This is a genomic window from Pseudomonas sp. E1BtOHC1 (assembly GCF_058744285.1).
The window spans coordinates 4,589,195-4,605,097 of the sequence record NZ_CP196023.1 but is presented as its reverse complement, the minus strand read 5'-3'; the positions used below and the strand labels follow the sequence as shown (position 1 = coordinate 4,605,097).

17 protein-coding genes and 1 tRNA gene are annotated in these 15,903 nt (G+C 63.9%); 9 read left to right on the top strand and 9 right to left on the bottom strand.

All coding sequences use genetic code 11. The features are described 5' to 3' along the window. Nucleotides 1–105: 105 nt before the first annotated feature. Complete coding sequence (locus ACSSVC_RS20745; RefSeq protein WP_346634220.1) at nucleotides 106–819, top strand: class I SAM-dependent methyltransferase; 714 nt, start codon at nucleotides 106–108, stop codon at nucleotides 817–819. 78 nt (nucleotides 820–897) lie between these two features. Here the strand turns inward: ACSSVC_RS20745 and ACSSVC_RS20740 are convergent, their stop codons facing one another. Both ACSSVC_RS20740 and ACSSVC_RS20735 read right to left on the bottom strand, forming a co-directional pair. Further along, a complete protein-coding gene (locus tag ACSSVC_RS20740; protein WP_346634221.1) occupies nucleotides 898–1,350 on the bottom strand; it encodes a hypothetical protein in 453 nt (150 codons plus the stop codon). A gap of 90 nt (nucleotides 1,351–1,440) precedes the next feature. After that, nucleotides 1,441–2,646 (bottom strand): MFS transporter, encoded by a 1,206-nt coding sequence (locus ACSSVC_RS20735; RefSeq protein WP_492611297.1) that lies wholly within the window; start codon nucleotides 2,644–2,646, stop codon nucleotides 1,441–1,443. A 123-nt stretch (nucleotides 2,647–2,769) separates the two neighbouring features. Here ACSSVC_RS20735 and ACSSVC_RS20730 point away from each other — a divergent pair, with 123 nt between their 5' ends. Next, the gene (locus ACSSVC_RS20730; protein WP_492611296.1) at nucleotides 2,770–3,678 is read left to right on the top strand and encodes a LysR family transcriptional regulator; all 909 of its coding nucleotides are present in this window, start codon (nucleotides 2,770–2,772) and stop codon (nucleotides 3,676–3,678) included. A 13-nt stretch (nucleotides 3,679–3,691) separates the two neighbouring features. On the opposite strand, the gene ACSSVC_RS20725 is transcribed toward ACSSVC_RS20730, so the two are convergent. Together ACSSVC_RS20725 and ACSSVC_RS20720 are read right to left on the bottom strand one after the other, a co-directional pair. Then, nucleotides 3,692–3,766, bottom strand: a tRNA-Gln gene (locus ACSSVC_RS20725). 169 nt (nucleotides 3,767–3,935) lie between these two features. Beyond that, on the bottom strand, nucleotides 3,936–4,640 hold the full coding sequence (locus ACSSVC_RS20720; RefSeq protein WP_492611295.1) for a hypothetical protein: 705 nt from the start codon (nucleotides 4,638–4,640) through the stop codon (nucleotides 3,936–3,938). Nucleotides 4,641–4,817: 177 nt separating this feature from the next. Between ACSSVC_RS20720 and ACSSVC_RS20715 the strand changes: the two genes are divergently transcribed. From ACSSVC_RS20715 to ACSSVC_RS20690, 6 genes are all read left to right on the top strand, one after another. After that, the gene (locus tag ACSSVC_RS20715) at nucleotides 4,818–6,413 is read left to right on the top strand and encodes an FAD-binding oxidoreductase (protein ID WP_346634226.1); all 1,596 of its coding nucleotides are present in this window, start codon (nucleotides 4,818–4,820) and stop codon (nucleotides 6,411–6,413) included. A gap of 4 nt (nucleotides 6,414–6,417) precedes the next feature. Further along, a complete protein-coding gene (locus ACSSVC_RS20710) occupies nucleotides 6,418–8,013 on the top strand; it encodes a glycerol-3-phosphate dehydrogenase/oxidase (RefSeq protein WP_492611294.1) in 1,596 nt (531 codons plus the stop codon). A 21-nt stretch (nucleotides 8,014–8,034) separates the two neighbouring features. After that, entirely contained in the window at nucleotides 8,035–9,609 is a 1,575-nt protein-coding gene (locus ACSSVC_RS20705; RefSeq protein ID WP_492611293.1) for an FGGY-family carbohydrate kinase, read from the top strand. A 128-nt stretch (nucleotides 9,610–9,737) separates the two neighbouring features. Next, on the top strand, nucleotides 9,738–10,241 hold the full coding sequence (locus ACSSVC_RS20700) for a hypothetical protein (RefSeq protein WP_346634228.1): 504 nt from the start codon (nucleotides 9,738–9,740) through the stop codon (nucleotides 10,239–10,241). Continuing rightward, nucleotides 10,238–10,471: a DUF4287 domain-containing protein gene (locus tag ACSSVC_RS20695; RefSeq protein ID WP_346634229.1), complete on the top strand. Its 234-nt coding sequence runs from the start codon at nucleotides 10,238–10,240 to the stop codon at nucleotides 10,469–10,471. The genes ACSSVC_RS20700 and ACSSVC_RS20695 overlap by 4 nt, the downstream gene beginning before the upstream one ends. Before the next feature lie 154 nt (nucleotides 10,472–10,625). Then, nucleotides 10,626–12,752: a TonB-dependent receptor family protein gene (locus ACSSVC_RS20690; protein WP_492611292.1), complete on the top strand. Its 2,127-nt coding sequence runs from the start codon at nucleotides 10,626–10,628 to the stop codon at nucleotides 12,750–12,752. Nucleotides 12,753–12,841: 89 nt separating this feature from the next. On the opposite strand, the gene ACSSVC_RS20685 is transcribed toward ACSSVC_RS20690, so the two are convergent. Together ACSSVC_RS20685 and ACSSVC_RS20680 are read right to left on the bottom strand one after the other, a co-directional pair. Next, nucleotides 12,842–12,991 (bottom strand): hypothetical protein, encoded by a 150-nt coding sequence (locus ACSSVC_RS20685; RefSeq protein WP_015635448.1) that lies wholly within the window; start codon nucleotides 12,989–12,991, stop codon nucleotides 12,842–12,844. A 147-nt stretch (nucleotides 12,992–13,138) separates the two neighbouring features. Beyond that, nucleotides 13,139–13,636, bottom strand: coding sequence for a hypothetical protein (locus ACSSVC_RS20680; RefSeq protein WP_346634231.1), 498 nt, complete (start codon nucleotides 13,634–13,636; stop codon nucleotides 13,139–13,141). A gap of 284 nt (nucleotides 13,637–13,920) precedes the next feature. On the opposite strand from ACSSVC_RS20680, the gene ACSSVC_RS20675 reads away from it, so the two are divergent. Then, complete coding sequence (locus ACSSVC_RS20675) at nucleotides 13,921–14,451, top strand: hypothetical protein (protein WP_346634232.1); 531 nt, start codon at nucleotides 13,921–13,923, stop codon at nucleotides 14,449–14,451. Between the two features lie 31 nt (nucleotides 14,452–14,482). On the opposite strand, the gene ACSSVC_RS20670 is transcribed toward ACSSVC_RS20675, so the two are convergent. The 3 genes from ACSSVC_RS20670 to ACSSVC_RS20660 form a co-directional block, all read right to left on the bottom strand. Beyond that, nucleotides 14,483–15,082, bottom strand: a complete 600-nt coding sequence (locus ACSSVC_RS20670) for a putative adenosine monophosphate-protein transferase Fic (RefSeq protein ID WP_492611291.1) — start codon at nucleotides 15,080–15,082, stop codon at nucleotides 14,483–14,485. Next, the gene (locus ACSSVC_RS20665) at nucleotides 15,082–15,252 is read right to left on the bottom strand and encodes a YhfG family protein (protein WP_346634233.1); all 171 of its coding nucleotides are present in this window, start codon (nucleotides 15,250–15,252) and stop codon (nucleotides 15,082–15,084) included. The genes ACSSVC_RS20670 and ACSSVC_RS20665 overlap by 1 nt, the downstream gene beginning before the upstream one ends. A gap of 76 nt (nucleotides 15,253–15,328) precedes the next feature. Further along, entirely contained in the window at nucleotides 15,329–15,802 is a 474-nt protein-coding gene (locus ACSSVC_RS20660) for a hypothetical protein (RefSeq protein ID WP_492611290.1), read from the bottom strand. Nucleotides 15,803–15,903: the final 101 nt, after the last annotated feature.

Genomic DNA, 15,903 nt, shown 5'->3' with positions numbered 1-15,903 from the left:
GTGTTGACTGGCTATTCCTTATGGGAATGCAGCGGATAAAAACAATGAATTTTTATTATTGATCGCCATGACCTAGCTTGGCTCGACAACCTTTGGAGCCACGCTGTGAACTCATCTTCTGTGAACTCGATTGAAAAGTTCGATACCGCCCGGGCCGAGGAATATGCGCGCCAGAGCCGCATCGCCCTGGCCGGGTATGACGCCTGCCACGATCTGACCGCCTGCATGCTGGCGGCCAGCCTGGGTCCATCGGGCTCGGCCAACATACTGGCCGTAGGGGCGGGTGGAACGGCTCAGGAAATCATCGCCATGGCGGCCTTGGAGCCGGGCTGGCGCTTTACCGCGGTGGACCCTTCGGCGCCGATGCTGGAGGCGGCCCGCCAGCAGTTGCAAGCGAACCGGCTGCTGCACAGAACAGAGCTGCGACTGGCCACGGTGGATGATCTGCCGACGGAGGAGCTCTACGAGGCGGCCACCCTGATCGGGGTGCTGCACCATCTGCCCGGCGATGACGCCAAGCGCCAGCTCCTGCAAGCCATAGGCCGACGTCTCAAGCCCGGTGCGCCGCTGGTTGTTGCGGGCAATCACTACGCCTACGCCAGTCAACCCTTGTTGCTCAAGGCCTGGGGCCAACGCTGGCGTCAACAGGGTGCGACTGCGGATGAGGTGCAGGCCAAGCTGGGGAAAATCCTCCAGGGCGCCGACCCGCCGCACTCCGAGGCGGCGGTGCAGCGGTTGCTTGAGGAGGGTGGTTTCAGCGAGGGAACGCGCTTCTTCAGCAGCCTGTTCTGGGGCGCCTGGCTGAGCCGCAAGGTGTGATGAAGGGGGCTGCCCAGGGGGCGGAAGGCCCTGGGCGTCGAGGGCCCCGCCGTGGCGGGGCCGTGGTGCAGCGGGTGGTCAAACCGTGGCGATCATGCACCCTATGGCGCCAGACTCCTGGTAAATGACCCGGGTGTTGTGAGCGTTGGCGAAGGCCCGCAAGCCACGTTTGGCAACGTCGCTGTAACCCAGGGCCACGGCCCAGCGTGCCGTGACGGGGCTGGTGTACTTGGTGAGTTTTTCGATGTCCTTCTGGGTTTCGGCCAGCAGCTTGTTGCCGGCGTTGGTGGCACTTTCGACTTTCAGCTCGATGGCATAAAGCTCGTTGTTGTGCTTGGCCAGCACGTCCAGGCGCAAGGTCGAATTCGGTTCGGGATAGGGCACTTCGCGGGCGGCGGACAACTGGGCCGAGCGCAGCAGCATCAGAAACTCGACTTGAAACCACACTTCCCAGGCGGCGCCGGTGCTGATGGCGGCTTCGATGCGGGCGTGGTCGCTCAGGATGAGTTGGCTGAGGTCGGTGTTTTTCATGGGGTATTCCTCTTCGTTGGGGGTGCAAAGAGGAACGTGCGAAAGGTGGCGGGTGTGAATCTGCTGGCCGTGCCAGCACAGGATCAGGCCTCAATCCGCTTTCCTGGCGCCTGGCTGGCTCAGGTTGGCCGCGCCCAGGCAGTAGAACAGCCCGCCGGCGACAATGAACGCCCCCAGCATGTAGAAGATCCAGTGCGCCGGTTGGCTGGCCAGGACCATGCCGCAGAGTATCGGACCCAGGGCGCCGCCGAGGTTGGAGAGGTTCTGTGCGCCGTAGTACAGGCCCCGCAACGGCTCAGGGGCGATCAGGTCGATGAACATGTACTCGGCGGGAAACACGATGATTTCCCCCAGGGTGAACACCACCATCGACAGTACCCACAGCGGCAGGCTGGTGGACAGGCCAAACCCGCTGACCCCCAGCAGAAACAGCCCCAGCCCGGTTGCCAGCCAGCGGTTCAGATGGCGCGGGGAAATCCGCCGGCCAATGCTGTACTGCAAGGCAATCACCAGCAGGGCGTTGGTCGCCACCAGGGTGCTGATGATGCGGTAGGTGGCCTCTGGGGACGTGGTGATCACCAGGTACTGCGAGAGATAGGCCGAGAACTGGCCAAAGACCACGGCGCTGAGCAGGCCGCCGAGGGTGAAGCACACCAGGCGGTAATCGCGCAGCAGCTGTTTGCCCAGGGTCGGGAAGGAGAGTGGCGCTGGCGTTGCGCCGGCGCCGTCCAACTGTCTATCGCCCCAGATCAGATGGATTGCCAGGAACCCGGCACCCAGGGCAGCGGATATCAGAAACGGCAGGCTGATCTCCAGGTGCGCCAGCCCGGCGCCGAGAAACGGGCCCACGGCGTAGCCGATATTGGTCAGGGTGTACTTGATCGAGAAGGCTTCGCCGCGTTGCTCCACCGGCAGGCGCTGGGCAAAGCCGGCCTTGATCGCGATGTCGATCACCGCGTAGGCCAGGTTGATCAGCACCAGGCACAGGTAGAACAGCCACAGCTGGCGGGCCGTGAAGGTGCCGATAAAGCCCAGGGTGAAGAGTGCGCAGCAGCCGAGGATCAGGCGGTGGCTGGCGGTCCTGTCCACCAGGAAACCGCCATACAGGCTCAGCAGCGAACCGAGGATCAGGCTGCTGCCGATCACCAGGCCGATGTCGCTCACCTGCAGGCCGAAAGCGCTGTTCAGGTAGATCACCAGATAGGGCAGGGTGATGGCCCGGGCCAGGGTCAGCACCAGGGTGCCGGTGAGCAGCAGGTTGATTGCCTTCGGGTAGCCTTTCAGGGTGCGCAGCATCCGTGCCTCATCGTCCGTAGCAGGGTCTGGGGAGAATGCAGCCAGCTTACTGGGGAATCTGATTCTGTTTTATGATGATTTTTACCCAATGAATGGAATCAGATTCATGAATGCGAGGCGCCGATGTTTTCTTCCGAACGCTTGAAGGGGATCGATGTATTTGTCTGCGTCGCCGACTGCGGCAGCTTCAAGGGCGCCGCCGAGCGTCTCAACCTCACCGCTTCCGCCGTCAGCAAGGCCATTGCCCGGCTGGAGGGGCGGTTGCAGGCGCGGCTGTTCCAGCGCACCACCCGCAGCCTGGCGTTGACCGACGCGGGGACGGCTTTCTACCGCACCTGCAGCGGTGTGCTGGCCGATCTGGAAGAGGCCGAGCTGGCGCTGAACGCAGAAAACACCGAACTGCGGGGGCGGGTGCGCATCGATCTGCCCGGGACCTTTGGCCGCTCCCAGGTGCTGGCCGCCGTCTTGCGGTTTGCCCGGGAACACCCCGGCTTGCAGCCGCACATCACCTTTTCCGATTCTGGCATCGACCCCCTCGAAGCCGGCGTGGACATTGCCGTGCGCCTCGGCGGTTCGGGCCTGTGGCCGGCGGCGCTGGGGCATCGCTGCCTGGGCCGTGAGTGGCACCTGTTCTGCGCCTCCCCCGATTACTTGCGCCGCCATGGCACGCCGCTGACCGACCAGGACCTGGAGCGGCACCAGTGCATCGCCTATGGCTGGGTGGACGGCCGAGTCAGCCCCTGGAACTTCGCCACCGGTCGTCCGGGCGAGAGCGAGCGCCGGGTGATGTCCGCCAGTTGCGTGGTGGGGGATGGCGAGGGCTTGTTGATGACGGTGCTGGAAGGTTACGGGATCGCGCAATTGCCTTCGTGGCTGGTCAAGCAGCAGCTGGCGCAGGGCACCCTGGTCGAAGTGCTGCCGCAGTGGGCCAGCGAAGGGCAGGCGATTCATCTGCTGTGGCTGAAAAGCCGGCAGGGGTTGCCCAAGGTCAGCGCATTGCTGGAGGTGCTGGAACGGAATCTGGGGGGATGAACATGAAGAAAAATGGCAGGGGCGGCTGGATTCGAACCAACGCATGGCAGGATCAAAACCTGCTGCCTTACCGCTTGGCGACGCCCCTGTAGCTGTTGCGACGTTACTTGCTTTGACTGCCGGCCCGGGGAGGGCCGCTGCAAGAACGGGCGCAAATTTATCAATTTCTGCGCGGGCTGTGAAGCCCCAAAAGCAAAAAAATGAGTTTGAAAACAGCTGCTTAGTCTTTTTCAGTGCTCTTTTGCACTCTGTAGGGCTCAGGTCGCCAGGTAAGCGGCCTGTGAATCCGTCAAGGGCCGGGCCATGTCCAGGGCGCGGCGGATGGCCCGCAACTCTGCGCCTTCAAGGGCGCGGCGGCCCAATTCATAGTCGTCACCCCCGGGGCCAAGGTGCACCGAAAACAGCCCGAACAGTTGCTCGCCAACTGCTTCGAGGAAGATTTCCATATAGGTTTCGTCGCGGCGGTAGGCGCTGAGGTAGATCAGCCCCTGGACCTCGGCGCGACCACAGTCGTGGATGGCACCCCAGGTCAGGCAACTACCCTGTTCGCTCTCGATCAGGGGCATGGACCAGGCGTCCTGTGCCAGCGGTTGAGCGCGCAGGGCCGCCGGCAGGGGCTGACAGGACAGGACCAGGAAGCGGTACCTCGGCCGGCCATGGTGGATGGCATTGCGTGGAGCAGGAGGTTCGGCTGCCAGACCGGTGATCCTGACCCGCAGCAGATGGCTCAGGGCAATTTCCGAAGGCTGCTCGTTCCAGCCATTGAGGTCGGCAACCGGCGGGCACCAGATCAGTTGCAGGGTTTCGCCGATCACGATGCCGTCCTGGTGCTGGAAGAAGGCCGAGTGTTCCTCGCCTACCACCGGCAGCAAGTCATGCAGGTGCAAGGTCGGCGCGCCGTAGTCGATGCCCAGATCGGTGGACCAGAACAGTGGGGCGCAGGTTTTCAGAGGTGCCGGCATGGGAGCGAGCCTGTGATGGGGAGGGGGAGGATTCTTCGGCAACTGGCGCCGGATGTCACCTCTGTCTGACTCAATCGGCTACATCCCCTGGCGCGATGCGACCGTGACAGCGTCCAGCCGCGCACTAGTATAGGGAGCCTGAAGCAAGACCTATAAGAACAGCAGAAGGACACACGTATGCGACGCTGGAACGGCTGGGGGGATGCATCCACGGTGGTCGAATTGCCGGCCCAGGGCGCGGGGTTTCTGGCCGAGCGCCTGGGACCGGGGCGCCGCTTGCCGGAGGCGACTCTGGAACAGGCGCTGGCCAAGGTGCCGGCCTCTCGCCTTGCTGCCCACCCGCTGTATTGCATCGACCCTCAGGAGCGCCTGCTGCATGCACGCGGCCAGAGCCTGCCGGACTGGCTGGCCCTGCGCGAAGGCGAGCTGGGGGTTTATCCGGATGCCGTGGCCTTTCCGGAAACCGCCGAACAGATCCGTCAGTTGCTGGCCCTGGCCGAGGATCGCGACCTGTGCCTGATTCCCTACGGCGGCGGCACTTCGGTGGCCGGGCACATCAATCCGAGCGGGTCGGAGCGGCCGGTGCTGACGGTGTCCCTGGCGCGCATGAGCCGCCTCCTGGATCTTGATGAAGACAGCCTGCTGGCCACTTTCGGCCCCGGTGCCAGCGGCCCGCAGGTGGAGAGCCAACTGCGGGCTCGCGGCTACACCCTGGGGCACTTCCCCCAGTCCTGGGAGCTGTCGACCCTGGGGGGCTGGGTGGCCAGCCGCTCCAGTGGCCAGCAGTCGCTGCGCTATGGGCGCATCGAGCAGCTGTTCGCCGGGGGCACCCTGGAAACCTTTGCCGGGCCGATGCCTATCGCGACCTTTCCGGCGTCTGCGGCCGGACCGGATCTGCGGGAAGTGGTGCTGGGCAGCGAAGGGCGCTTCGGAATCATTTCCGAGGTCAAGGTCAGGGTCAGCCGCTTGCCGGACGACGAGCGCTTCTACGGCGTGTTCCTGCCGGACTGGACCCAGGCCCTGCAAGCGGTGCGCGCCCTGGCCCAGGCCCGGGTGCCGCTGTCGATGCTGCGCCTGTCCAATGCCCTGGAGACCGAAACCCAACTGGCCCTGGCCGGCCATCCCACGCAGATCGCCTGGCTGGAAAAATACCTGGCCCTGCGCGGTGCGGGGCCAGGCAAGTGCCTGCTGACCTTCGGCGTGACCGGCAATCGCCAGCAGAACGCCTTGTCCCTGCGTCACGCCCGGCGGCACCTCAAGGGGTTTGGCGGGGTCTTTACCGGGACTTTGCTGGGCAAGAAATGGGCGCAGAACCGCTTTCGCTTTCCCTACCTGCGCGAAAGCCTGTGGAATGCCGGCTACCTGGTGGACACCCTGGAAACCGCCACCGACTGGAGCAATGTCGACCGCCTGTTGCAACGCATCGAGGGCAGCCTGCGGGACGGCCTGGCTGCCGTGGGCGAGCAGGTGCATGTGTTCACCCACCTGTCCCATGTCTATGGCGAAGGGTCGAGCATCTACACCACTTACGTATTCCGCCCGGACGTCCAGTACCCGGCGACCCTGGCCCGCTGGCAGGCCCTCAAGCACGCCGCCAGCCAGACCATCGTCAATCACCACGGCACCATCAGCCACCAGCACGGGGTGGGCAAGGACCATGCGCCGTACCTGTTGCGAGAAAAGGGCGCGCTGGCCATCGACACCCTGCAGGCCCTGAGCCGCCACTTCGACCCTGCCGGGCGCCTCAACCCCGGCACCCTGCTGGAGCAGTGAAGCCATGAGCCAGGACTGGAACGGCCAATGGCGCCAACAGGCGCTGCCCGGGCTGGGGGCGCACACCTGGGACCTGATCGTGATCGGCGGCGGCATCAGCGGCGCCGGGATTGTGCGGGAAGCGGCGCGGCGCGGCTGGCGTTGCCTGTTGCTGGAGCAGCGGGACTTTGCCTGGGGCACTTCCAGCCGCTCATCGAAGATGGTCCATGGCGGCTTGCGCTACATCGCCAAGGGCCAGTGGCGCCTGACCCGGGACTCGGTACGCGAGCGCCAGCGCCTGCTGCAGGAGGCCCCCGGGCTGGTGGAACCCATGAGTTTCCTGATGCCCCATTACCGTGGCCAGTTTCCCGGGCCCAAGGTGTTCGGTGGCCTGTTGACCCTGTATGACGCCCTGGCCGGGCGCCGCAACCACAGTTTTCATGATGCCGCGCACCTGCGTTTCATGGCCCCGGGGGTGAAGGAGCCGGGTCTGCTGGGGGGCACCTGTTTCCTGGATGCCCTGACCGACGATGCGCGCCTGGTGATGAGGGTGCTGGCCGAGGCCCGGGCCGATGGCGCGCAGGTATTCAGCGGCCTGCAGGTTACGGGACTGCTGCGCGAAGGCGGGCGGGTCTGTGGGGTCGAGATCGAGGACAGTGAGGGCGGCGCGCCGCAACAGCTGCGTTGCGCCGCTTTGGCGGTGGCCACCGGTGCCTGGGCCGAGCGCCTGCGCCCGCCGGGCAGCGGCCGCCAGCTGCGGCCCTTGCGCGGCAGCCACCTGTTGCTGCCGGGCTGGCGGTTGCCGGTGGCCCATGCCTTCAGCTTCATGCATGCCGAGGACGGTCGGCCGGTGTTCGTCTTCCCCTGGGAAGGGGCCACGGTGGTGGGCACCACCGATCTTGATCACCGTGACGATCTGGACCAGAGCGCCAGCATCAGCCAGGAAGAACTCCAGTACCTGCTGGCCGCCTGTGCCCAGCAGTTTCCCCAGGCTCAGGTGAGCGCCGCCGATGTGCTCTCGACCTGGGCCGGGGTGCGTCCTGTAGTGGCCGGCGCGGGTGGGGAGCAACCGGGCAAGCCGTCCAATGAAACCCGCGAGCATGTGCTGTGGCAGGAACCGGGCTGCGTGACCCTGGCCGGCGGCAAGCTCACTACCTTCCGGCCCCAGGCCATCGAGGTGCTGCAAGCCTGTGGGGCGATGCTCGGGCGCAGCGTGGAGGACGACGGCGAACCGGTGTTCTCCCCGCTGGCGCCGGTGGATATTCCCGGGCTCAGCGCGGCTCAGTTGCGGCGCCTGGCCGGGCGCCATGGCCGCGACTTACCCCGAGTAGCGCAGCGGGTGGCCGAGCTGGGAGGCGATTGCGTTGGCGCCAGCGACACCCTGTGGGCCGAGCTGGCCTTTGCCGCCGAGGCGGAGATGGTTTTGCACCTGGACGACTTGCTGCTGCGCCGTACTCGTCTCGGTCTGCTGCTGGCCGAAGGCGCGGCGCAGTACTTGCCGGCCATCCGCCGCCTGTGCCAGCCCCGGCTGGGCTGGGACGACGCGCGCTGGCTGGCCGAAGAACAGCGCTATCGCGACCTGTGGCAGCGCCATCACAGCCTGCCACCCGTCACCCCTTGATGCCCCAACCAAGAGAGCCGCATGGACAACCACAACAACAAAAAGCAGGACTACCTGCTGGCGATCGACAACGGCACCCAGAGCGTGCGCGCGCTGCTGTTCGACCTGTCGGGCAACTTGCTGGGCAAGGGCAAGGTGGAGCTGGAGGCCTATTTTTCGACCCAGCCCGGCTGGGCCGAACAGCATCCGGACTACTACTGGGCCAAGCTCGGTGAAGCCTGCCAGCGCTTGTGGCAGCAGACCGGCATCGACCGTTCGCAGATCCGCGGCGTGTCCCTGACCACCCAGCGCGGCACCCTGATCAATGTCGACGCCCAGGGTAAAGCCCTGCGTCCGGCCATCCTCTGGCTCGACCAGCGCCAGGTCGAGGTCGAGGGCCGCATCAAGGGGCCTTGGGGCTGGCTGTTCAAGCTGATCGGCGCCGAGGCCACGGTGGAGTACTTTCGGGCCCAGGCCGAAGCCAACTGGGTGGCCCAGCAGCAACCCGAGGTGTGGGCGGCCACTGACAAGTTCCTGCTGCTCTCGGGCTTTCTCACCCATCGCCTGACCGGCAACTTCGTCGACTCCGTCGGCTGTTGCGTGGCGTACCTGCCGTTCGACTACAAGCGCCTGCGCTGGGCCGCCCCCAGCGACTGGAAATGGCAGGCCCTGGCCGTGCGTCAGGAGCAGTTGCCGACCCTGCTCAAACCCGGTGAAACCCTGGGCCGGATCAGCGCCGAAGCGAGTCGCCACACCGGTATTCCCGAGGGCCTGCCGCTGATTGCCGCCGGTGCCGACAAGGCCTGCGAAGTACTGGGCTCGGGCGTCCAGGATTCCACCACGGCCTGCCTGTCCTACGGCACCACGGCCACCATCACCACCACCCGTTCCCGTTACCTGGAAGTGGTGCCGCTGATCCCGCCGTACCCGGCGGCGGTGCCGAATCACTACAACTGCGAGGTGATGATCTTTCGCGGCTACTGGATGGTCAGCTGGTTCAAGCAACAGTTCGGCCTGCGGGAAGTGCAGCAGGCGGCCGAGCAGGGGCTGGAGCCGGAACAGCTGTTCGATGCCCTGGTCCAGGCGGTGCCGCCCGGGTCCATGGGCCTGACCCTGCAACCCTACTGGTCGCCGGGCATCCGCGAGCCGGGCATGGAAGCCAAGGGCGCCATGATCGGCTTTGGCGACGTGCACACCCGGGCTCATATCTACCGGGCCATCCTTGAAGGTCTGGCCTATGCCCTGCGCCAGGGCATGGAACGCATGGAGAAACGCTCCAAGCTGAAGATCACCCGCCTGCGGGTGGCCGGCGGCGGCTCCCAGAGCGATGCGGCGATGCAATTGACGGCGGATATCTTCGGCCTGCCGGTGGAGCGCCCCCATGTCTATGAAGCCTCGGGGCTGGGGGCGGTGATCGCCTGCGCGGTGGGCCTGGGCTTGTACCCGGACTTTCCCACGGCCATCAGCGCCATGACCCGGGTGGGCGCGGTGTTCGAACCGCAGCCGCAAGCGCAGCAGATGTACCAGCGGCTGTACAGCGAGGTGTACCTGCGCATGTACCGCCAGCTCAAGCCGCTGTACCAGAGCATTCGCGAGATCACCGGGTACCCGGCTTGAAGGCACGGCGGGCGCCGGCCAGGAGGGGCAAGGATTCCCTGTTCAAAAAAACTGCCTGCCTGGCAAGGCTCATCTATCGTCATCAAGGTGGACGGATCTCTCCGACAACCTGAACCGACGAGCTGAACATGAACCGCCAGGAAGCGCTGAACATCCTATGGAAGCGATTGTTCATCATCTTTGTGCTGCTGTTGGCGGCGTCCCTGGGGGCGGTCGCCCTGGCCGATGGCTACACCATCCCTTCGGTGGTGTTCATCGTTGGCAACATCGGCGGTTACGTGGGCTTTCACCGGCAACTGTCCCACCTCAGCGAGGAGGAGATCATCAGCCTGTGCAGCTCCTGGTTCAACGTGCTGCTGCCTTCGTTCATCGGCGGCATCCTGGCGGGCCTGCTGTACATCCTGTTTATCTCCGGGGTGGTGCAAGGGGAGCTGTTTCCCGAGATCGTCAGTGACAAGAGCTGCAACTACCCCGAGAACAGCTTCTATGTGATTTTCTGCCAGCACGCTGGAGGTTACGCCGCCTATGGCAAGTTGCTGTTCTGGTCCTTTGTTGCGGGTTTCAACCAGAATTACGTGGTCGATCTGATCGAAAACATCAAGGGCAGTAAAAAAGCACAGGGTGAAGCATGAGCGAAGACAGCAAAAACAAAGACAGCCAGGTCAAAGGCCCGGCGTCGTACTTTCCTTCCATTGAGAAAAACTACGGTCAGCCCATCAGCCACTGGCTGGAGCTGCTTGGCGCCGTCAGCGGCAAGAAGCACATGGAACTGGTGGCCTGGCTCAAGTCTGAACACGGCATGGGCCATGGTCATGCCAATGCCTTGGTGGCGCACTTTCTGGCGGGGGCCAAGACCCCTTAGCGCTGCGTGCTGGACGCTGTGGCTTCGCCAGTGAAGGCGTGACTGCCGACATCCGCTTTCCTGGCGAAAAAAAGCCCAATTCCCCTGTGTTCTCTTGGTTCTTTCCTGCGTCGCAACTTGCATTGCCCCCTTTCTGCCTGTCGGAGTTTTCTCGATGTCTTCGCCAAAATCCTTGCCCACGGCCCTGTTGGGCCTGGCCCTTGCCTGCCCGGCAATCGCCGAGACCCGGAGCGTGGAGCTGGCCCCGGCGCAGGTCCTGGGGCAGGACCAGGGCGGCGAGGGACAGCGGCTGGCAGAGGCCGAGGCGCGGCTGGCCCAGGTGCCGGGCGCCAGCAATGTGGTGGACATGCGCCGGCCGCTGCAAGGCCGGGTCGCCAGCAACCAGGATGTGCTGGCTTATCAGCCCGGGGTCTACGCCCAGTCCGCAGGGAACGAAGGGGTAAAGATCTCGATCCGTGGTTCGGGCATCAACCGCGCTCCGGGTGCCCATGCTTCTGGGCTGTACACGATGCTCGACGGTCTGCCCTTGACCGGCCCCGGCGGCACCCCCTATGAGTTGCTGGAGCCCCTGTGGATCGACCACGTAGAGGTGCTGCGCGGCGCCAATGGTTTCGACCGTGGCGCCCTGGCCCTGGGGGGCGCCATCGATTACGTCAGCCACACCGGCTACGACGCACCGCTGTTGCAGGTGCGCTACGCCACCGGCAGCCACGGTTATCAGCAGCGTCAGGTCAGCTCCGGGCAAGTGCTGGGGGATTTCGACTACTACGTCTCGCTGACCGATGCCAACGCGGACGGCTATCAGGACCACACCCGCAGCCAGAGCAAGGGGGTGATTGGCAACTTCGGCTATCGCTTCAATCCGAACCTGGAGACGCGTTTCTACCTGCGCTACCGCGAGACCGACAACGATCTGGCCGGGCGGGTCAGCAAGCATTCCATCGAGCACGACCCGCGAGCGGCCAACCCGGCCTACGTCAGCCGCGACGATCGTCGCAAGCAGCCGGGCAGCACCTTTGTCGGCAACAAGACCACCTATTACATCGACGACGATTCGAGCATCCAGACGGGCCTGGTCTACCACGACTACCCCATGGACTTGCGCGAAGGCCCCAACCGCCTGAAGGTGGCCTACAGCGACGTCAGCGGCACCTTCGACTACAAGCGCCGCGACACTCTCTGGGGCCGGGAAAGCCACAGCACCCTGGGCCTGCGGGTGACCAAGCACCTGCCCAATGACGGCGCCAGCGAGTTTGTGCGGATTCCCGCGGGCAACACCGCCAGCTATACGCCAGGCACGCGAATGCGCAATTTCACCTACCAGGGCTCGGATACCGTCCTGCACGTTGGCAATGATCTGGAGATCGCCGATGACCTGTGGCTGACCACGGGCCTGGCGGCCATCTACACCCGTCGTGAAAGTGCGGTGACCTACCCCGAAGGGGGCGGCAAGACCAGCCTCGGCGATTGGGACTATGCGCCGCGCCTGGGCCTGCGCTACCAGCTGAACCCGGATCTGCAACTGTTCGCCAACCTCAGCCGCTCGGTGGAAGCACCGCACCCCTGGTCGCTGATCTACAGTGCCAACCGGCGTTTCCCAACGGGTAGCGGCGTGGCCACGGGCGCTCAGCGCGATCCGATCGAGCTGCGCAATCAGACCGCCACCACCCTGGAGCTGGGCGGCCGCGGCGACAGCGCCCTGGGACAATGGAGCCTGGCCTGGTACTACGCCCAGGTGCGCCACGAACTGCTCTCGGTATTGCCGGACCCCAGCGCCACCACACCCTATGAACTCAACGCCAGCCCCACGGTGCACCAGGGCGTGGAGGCCAGCCTGCAGAGTGAACTGTGGTCGCAGCCGGGCGTCGGCCGCTTGAGCCTGCGCCAGGCCTACACCTTCAGCGATTTCCACTATCGCGACGATTCGCGCTTTGGCGACAACCGCCTGCCGGGCCTGCCGATGCACTATTACCAGGGCGAGCTGCGCTACGACTGGCCCCTGGGTTTCTTCGCCGCCGTCAACACCCAGCTGGTGTCCAAGGTGGCGGTGGACTATGCCAACAGCTACTACGCCGATCCCTACGCGCTGTTCGGCGCCACACTGGGCTACAACGCACCGAAGAACGACTGGCAGACCTGGCTCGACCTGCGCAACCTGACCGACAAGCGCTACGCCGCCACCGTGACCCCGGGCTACGACGACAAAGGGCAAGACTTGGCGCGCTCGACGCCGGGAGAAGGCTTGGGGGTGTACCTGGGGGTTTCCTGGAGCCTGCGCTGACAGCGGGGCGCCGAGATCAACAAGAACAAGTGCCCGCAATTGCGGGCACCTTGTACAGGCCTGGCCGCGTCAGCCCAGGCAGCAGCGGCTTACCACTGGCCCGAGAAGACGCAGGTCAGGGCTTCGATGGCGCTGAATTTCCACAACGAATCGCCGCAGTCGCTGGCGAAGGCGTGGGCGTTGGAAGCAGTGAGCGCCAGAGCGATGGCCGAGGCGTAGACGATTTTCTTGAGTGACATGGGAATACTCCTTGTTATGAATCCGCACGTTCTTGTGAGCGCCATCCTGAAGGGGGTGGTGCGGACTATAAGCTCGCCCTGAGCCAGGGACCATTAGCCCGAGTGTGCTAATGGCCCATTCCCATCATTGCGCGGCCTGGCGCTGACTCAGTTGCGAAAATACAGCTCGTCCAACTGCCGCCGGCGTATCACCAGGTACTCCTCCCAGACCTTGGGAAAGTCCTCGTCCCGGGTGAAGGGAAAGGTCAGGTAGACGGTGCGGCCGATCACACTGATGTACTCCCGCACTCGCTTGTACGCCGGTTGCTCCAGCAGCGAAATGTACTCGTCATAGGCGTAGTGGTAGTGGGAAACCGTCACTCGATGGGGCGCGATCATGCCGCGGGAAAAGTCGATCACCCAACCGTGACTCAAGTCGCTGCCCAGGTAACCGTAAACCCCGTCCTCGGAGAGGCTGATGGCTTTTCGTGCCTGCTCGCCATCTTCGTCGTTGACCAGCACGATCTGGGTTTCGAAATAGCGGATGGCCTGTTGCTCGGGGCCGCGCAGCTGCAGGTTCCAGCCGACGGCGCCCATGCGGAATTCGCCTTGCTCGGTAAACTCGGCGGTCCAGCCATTGGCGAGGGTAATGCTGTGTGTGGTCATCGTTGTCCTGGTGATGGCTGTCCCTGAAGGTCGGGGATTGTACGTCAGCCGCTGCGCGAAACGGCAGGGGCCGTGGCGCCCCGTCAGTCATGCCGGCATGCGGGCCGGTGCGGATCGGGGCATGAAGCACGCAATGAATATCCTTGATGGGAAGCGCTTCAGCGCGGTGATCGCTCAGTCAGGCAGTGAGCGGCCCTGCAGGGTACGGCATAATGCACGGCCGTTTTACTTCAACCCAGGAATTGATCAGGAGGATCCGGCTGGCTATGTACAGACTTGGGCACATGATAGACAACCAGTGGGTGGAGCACAGTTATCCGCCTGTATTCGTGGTGGCGCCCATTGGCGAAGGGCAGCGCGTGGTGGCCGGCGTTCCAGGCTCGGACCCGCAAGTCCTGCTCAGCCTGCTGGGCTGCCTGGCCGAACCGCTGGTGCTGCTGTTCGTGCTGCACACGCCGCGGGACGAGTCGCAAGCGGGGCGTTACTGGAGCCCGCAACTGTCGCGTGAAGAGGTTGAAGATTTCATCCAGGACTTCAAGCCATTCCTTTGTGGCGATAGCCGCTTTGATCTTTGGGTTCACTCGCCGGCGCAACAGGCCACGGTGGTCTGGGACCGACACAATCTGATCTACGCCTACGGCCCGCTTGACGACTACACCAGCGCCTTGCGAGCGCTTGGCTTCAGCCATGGCGAGCCGCAACTGCCGGTGCCCCATACGCATCACTACCATCCGCAGTTGGACGACCTTGGCAGACAGCTACTCGACCGGTTCGACTGGGAACACTCGCCATTGCGACCTGAGGATGAGCAGTGATGGCTCCGGGGTGATCCAGGCAGTTGCCTGGTCAGGCTTGTATCGGCTGACCAATGCAGCGATGGAAAACCTGTTCCATCGGTCTGAGATTGCCGTTGTAGGCTGCGATGTTTGCCTTGATCCATTCGCCGCCTTCGATTTCCCACCAGCTGATTTCAAACCCGGCATTCATGATGAGATGCTCAAAAAGGATTCGTTGTGCGCGGCCATTACCGTCACGAAAAGGGTGCACTACGTTGAGCTCGGAGTAAGTTTCTGCAACAGCGATTATCAGCTCCTCGCGCTCCATACCTTCGAACCAGTTGGCCGCAGCCATGATCTTGAAGATCTTGTCCGCTTCTTTCTCTATATAGGCTGGTTGGCAGAATCGTGTGTCTTGCTTGAATATCCCCACTGTTCGAAGTTCTCCGGCCCATTCATACAGATCCGCGAACAGCGTCAGGTGGATGGTTCTGAGAGAGTCGAGTCCATAAGGAGGTGGACTGAATTCGAGGCTTTGCGCAGCAAGGGCAGAGAATAGTTGTTCGGCTGTGCTCAAGGTCGGATCGTTGCGTATGCCGAGTTTGTTGCGCAGGACAGCAGAGCCGGGGTAACAGTAGGGGTCTTGGCCTACGCCATATTTGTCAGGCATCAGGCGTCGGTCTTGGCAAAGGCCTTCAACAGTTCTTCACGGGAAGGCAGCGCGCGCTCAACGTCTGCCGGGGAAACCTTGAAGCCTTCCAGACGCAGGCTGGCTGCGTAGTTGGATTTACGAGTCTTGGCCGCGTAGGCCCTCTTGGTTTCAAGACTGATGGTGCCCATGGGACTGTACCTCGATGGCGTGAGTGGGCGAATTATAGTCGATCCAGTTGGGGGTGGCAGCCATAGCCATCTGCAATCAAGCCCACTCATGCTCGGTCAATCTTTTGAATTCAGTGCAGGCCTCATCAAACTGTTGCCTGGAGAATTCGGCGCGTTGAGCGTTGCTGTTCCAGGCCACCGCAGTGACCAGTCCGCCGATCACTGTGACGGCTCGTCCAAAACGTTCCCAGATCAGCTTGTCTCCCCGTACCACCTGCTCGACCACGGCCACTGTGCAACTGAGATCCATGTCGTCGGGGCAGATCAGCAACGGAACGATGCTCGAGCAATCCTCGCTCGCGGGAGCCAGTAACTGCCAGGCAAGTTCTGCGTGCTCGTCATCGATCAGCCAGCCCTGGGCCGGTACCAGCCCCTCGGTGCTGTCTGCCCCCGAGCCATCGTAGATAACGCCCTTGATCCAACTGTCCAGGGGGACGCCATCGACGGTGAAGACGGGGTGGGGGGCCTTGGTGTATTTCGATTGATGCATTGCGGCGCGAAGGTTGTTCATGGGGCTCTTGCCAACGGGTTGAGCGCAAAAGGTCATGCGCAGTGGGGGACTCGACGGGGCGGCGTTGAGGATCGGGGCCGTTGCGGCCCCGGTCCCGGTTA

Excerpts from the sequence above, each read along its gene's own strand:
- ACSSVC_RS20670 (WP_492611291.1), bottom strand. The coding sequence starts at position 15,082 with ATGCCTGACAAATATGGCGTAGGCCAAGACCCCTACTGTTACCCCGGC.
- ACSSVC_RS20710 (WP_492611294.1), top strand. The coding sequence starts at position 6,418 with ATGAGCCAGGACTGGAACGGCCAATGGCGCCAACAGGCGCTGCCCGGG.
- ACSSVC_RS20685 (WP_015635448.1), bottom strand. The coding sequence starts at position 12,991 with ATGTCACTCAAGAAAATCGTCTACGCCTCGGCCATCGCTCTGGCGCTC.
- ACSSVC_RS20735 (WP_492611297.1), bottom strand. The coding sequence starts at position 2,646 with ATGCTGCGCACCCTGAAAGGCTACCCGAAGGCAATCAACCTGCTGCTC.
- ACSSVC_RS20740 (WP_346634221.1), bottom strand. The coding sequence starts at position 1,350 with ATGAAAAACACCGACCTCAGCCAACTCATCCTGAGCGACCACGCCCGC.
- ACSSVC_RS20665 (WP_346634233.1), bottom strand. The coding sequence starts at position 15,252 with ATGGGCACCATCAGTCTTGAAACCAAGAGGGCCTACGCGGCCAAGACT.
- ACSSVC_RS20680 (WP_346634231.1), bottom strand. The coding sequence starts at position 13,636 with ATGACCACACACAGCATTACCCTCGCCAATGGCTGGACCGCCGAGTTT.
- ACSSVC_RS20720 (WP_492611295.1), bottom strand. The coding sequence starts at position 4,640 with ATGCCGGCACCTCTGAAAACCTGCGCCCCACTGTTCTGGTCCACCGAT.
- ACSSVC_RS20690 (WP_492611292.1), top strand. The coding sequence starts at position 10,626 with ATGTCTTCGCCAAAATCCTTGCCCACGGCCCTGTTGGGCCTGGCCCTT.
- ACSSVC_RS20660 (WP_492611290.1), bottom strand. The coding sequence starts at position 15,802 with ATGAACAACCTTCGCGCCGCAATGCATCAATCGAAATACACCAAGGCC.
- ACSSVC_RS20715 (WP_346634226.1), top strand. The coding sequence starts at position 4,818 with ATGCGACGCTGGAACGGCTGGGGGGATGCATCCACGGTGGTCGAATTG.
- ACSSVC_RS20695 (WP_346634229.1), top strand. The coding sequence starts at position 10,238 with ATGAGCGAAGACAGCAAAAACAAAGACAGCCAGGTCAAAGGCCCGGCG.
- ACSSVC_RS20700 (WP_346634228.1), top strand. The coding sequence starts at position 9,738 with ATGAACCGCCAGGAAGCGCTGAACATCCTATGGAAGCGATTGTTCATC.
- ACSSVC_RS20705 (WP_492611293.1), top strand. The coding sequence starts at position 8,035 with ATGGACAACCACAACAACAAAAAGCAGGACTACCTGCTGGCGATCGAC.
- ACSSVC_RS20730 (WP_492611296.1), top strand. The coding sequence starts at position 2,770 with ATGTTTTCTTCCGAACGCTTGAAGGGGATCGATGTATTTGTCTGCGTC.
- ACSSVC_RS20675 (WP_346634232.1), top strand. The coding sequence starts at position 13,921 with ATGATAGACAACCAGTGGGTGGAGCACAGTTATCCGCCTGTATTCGTG.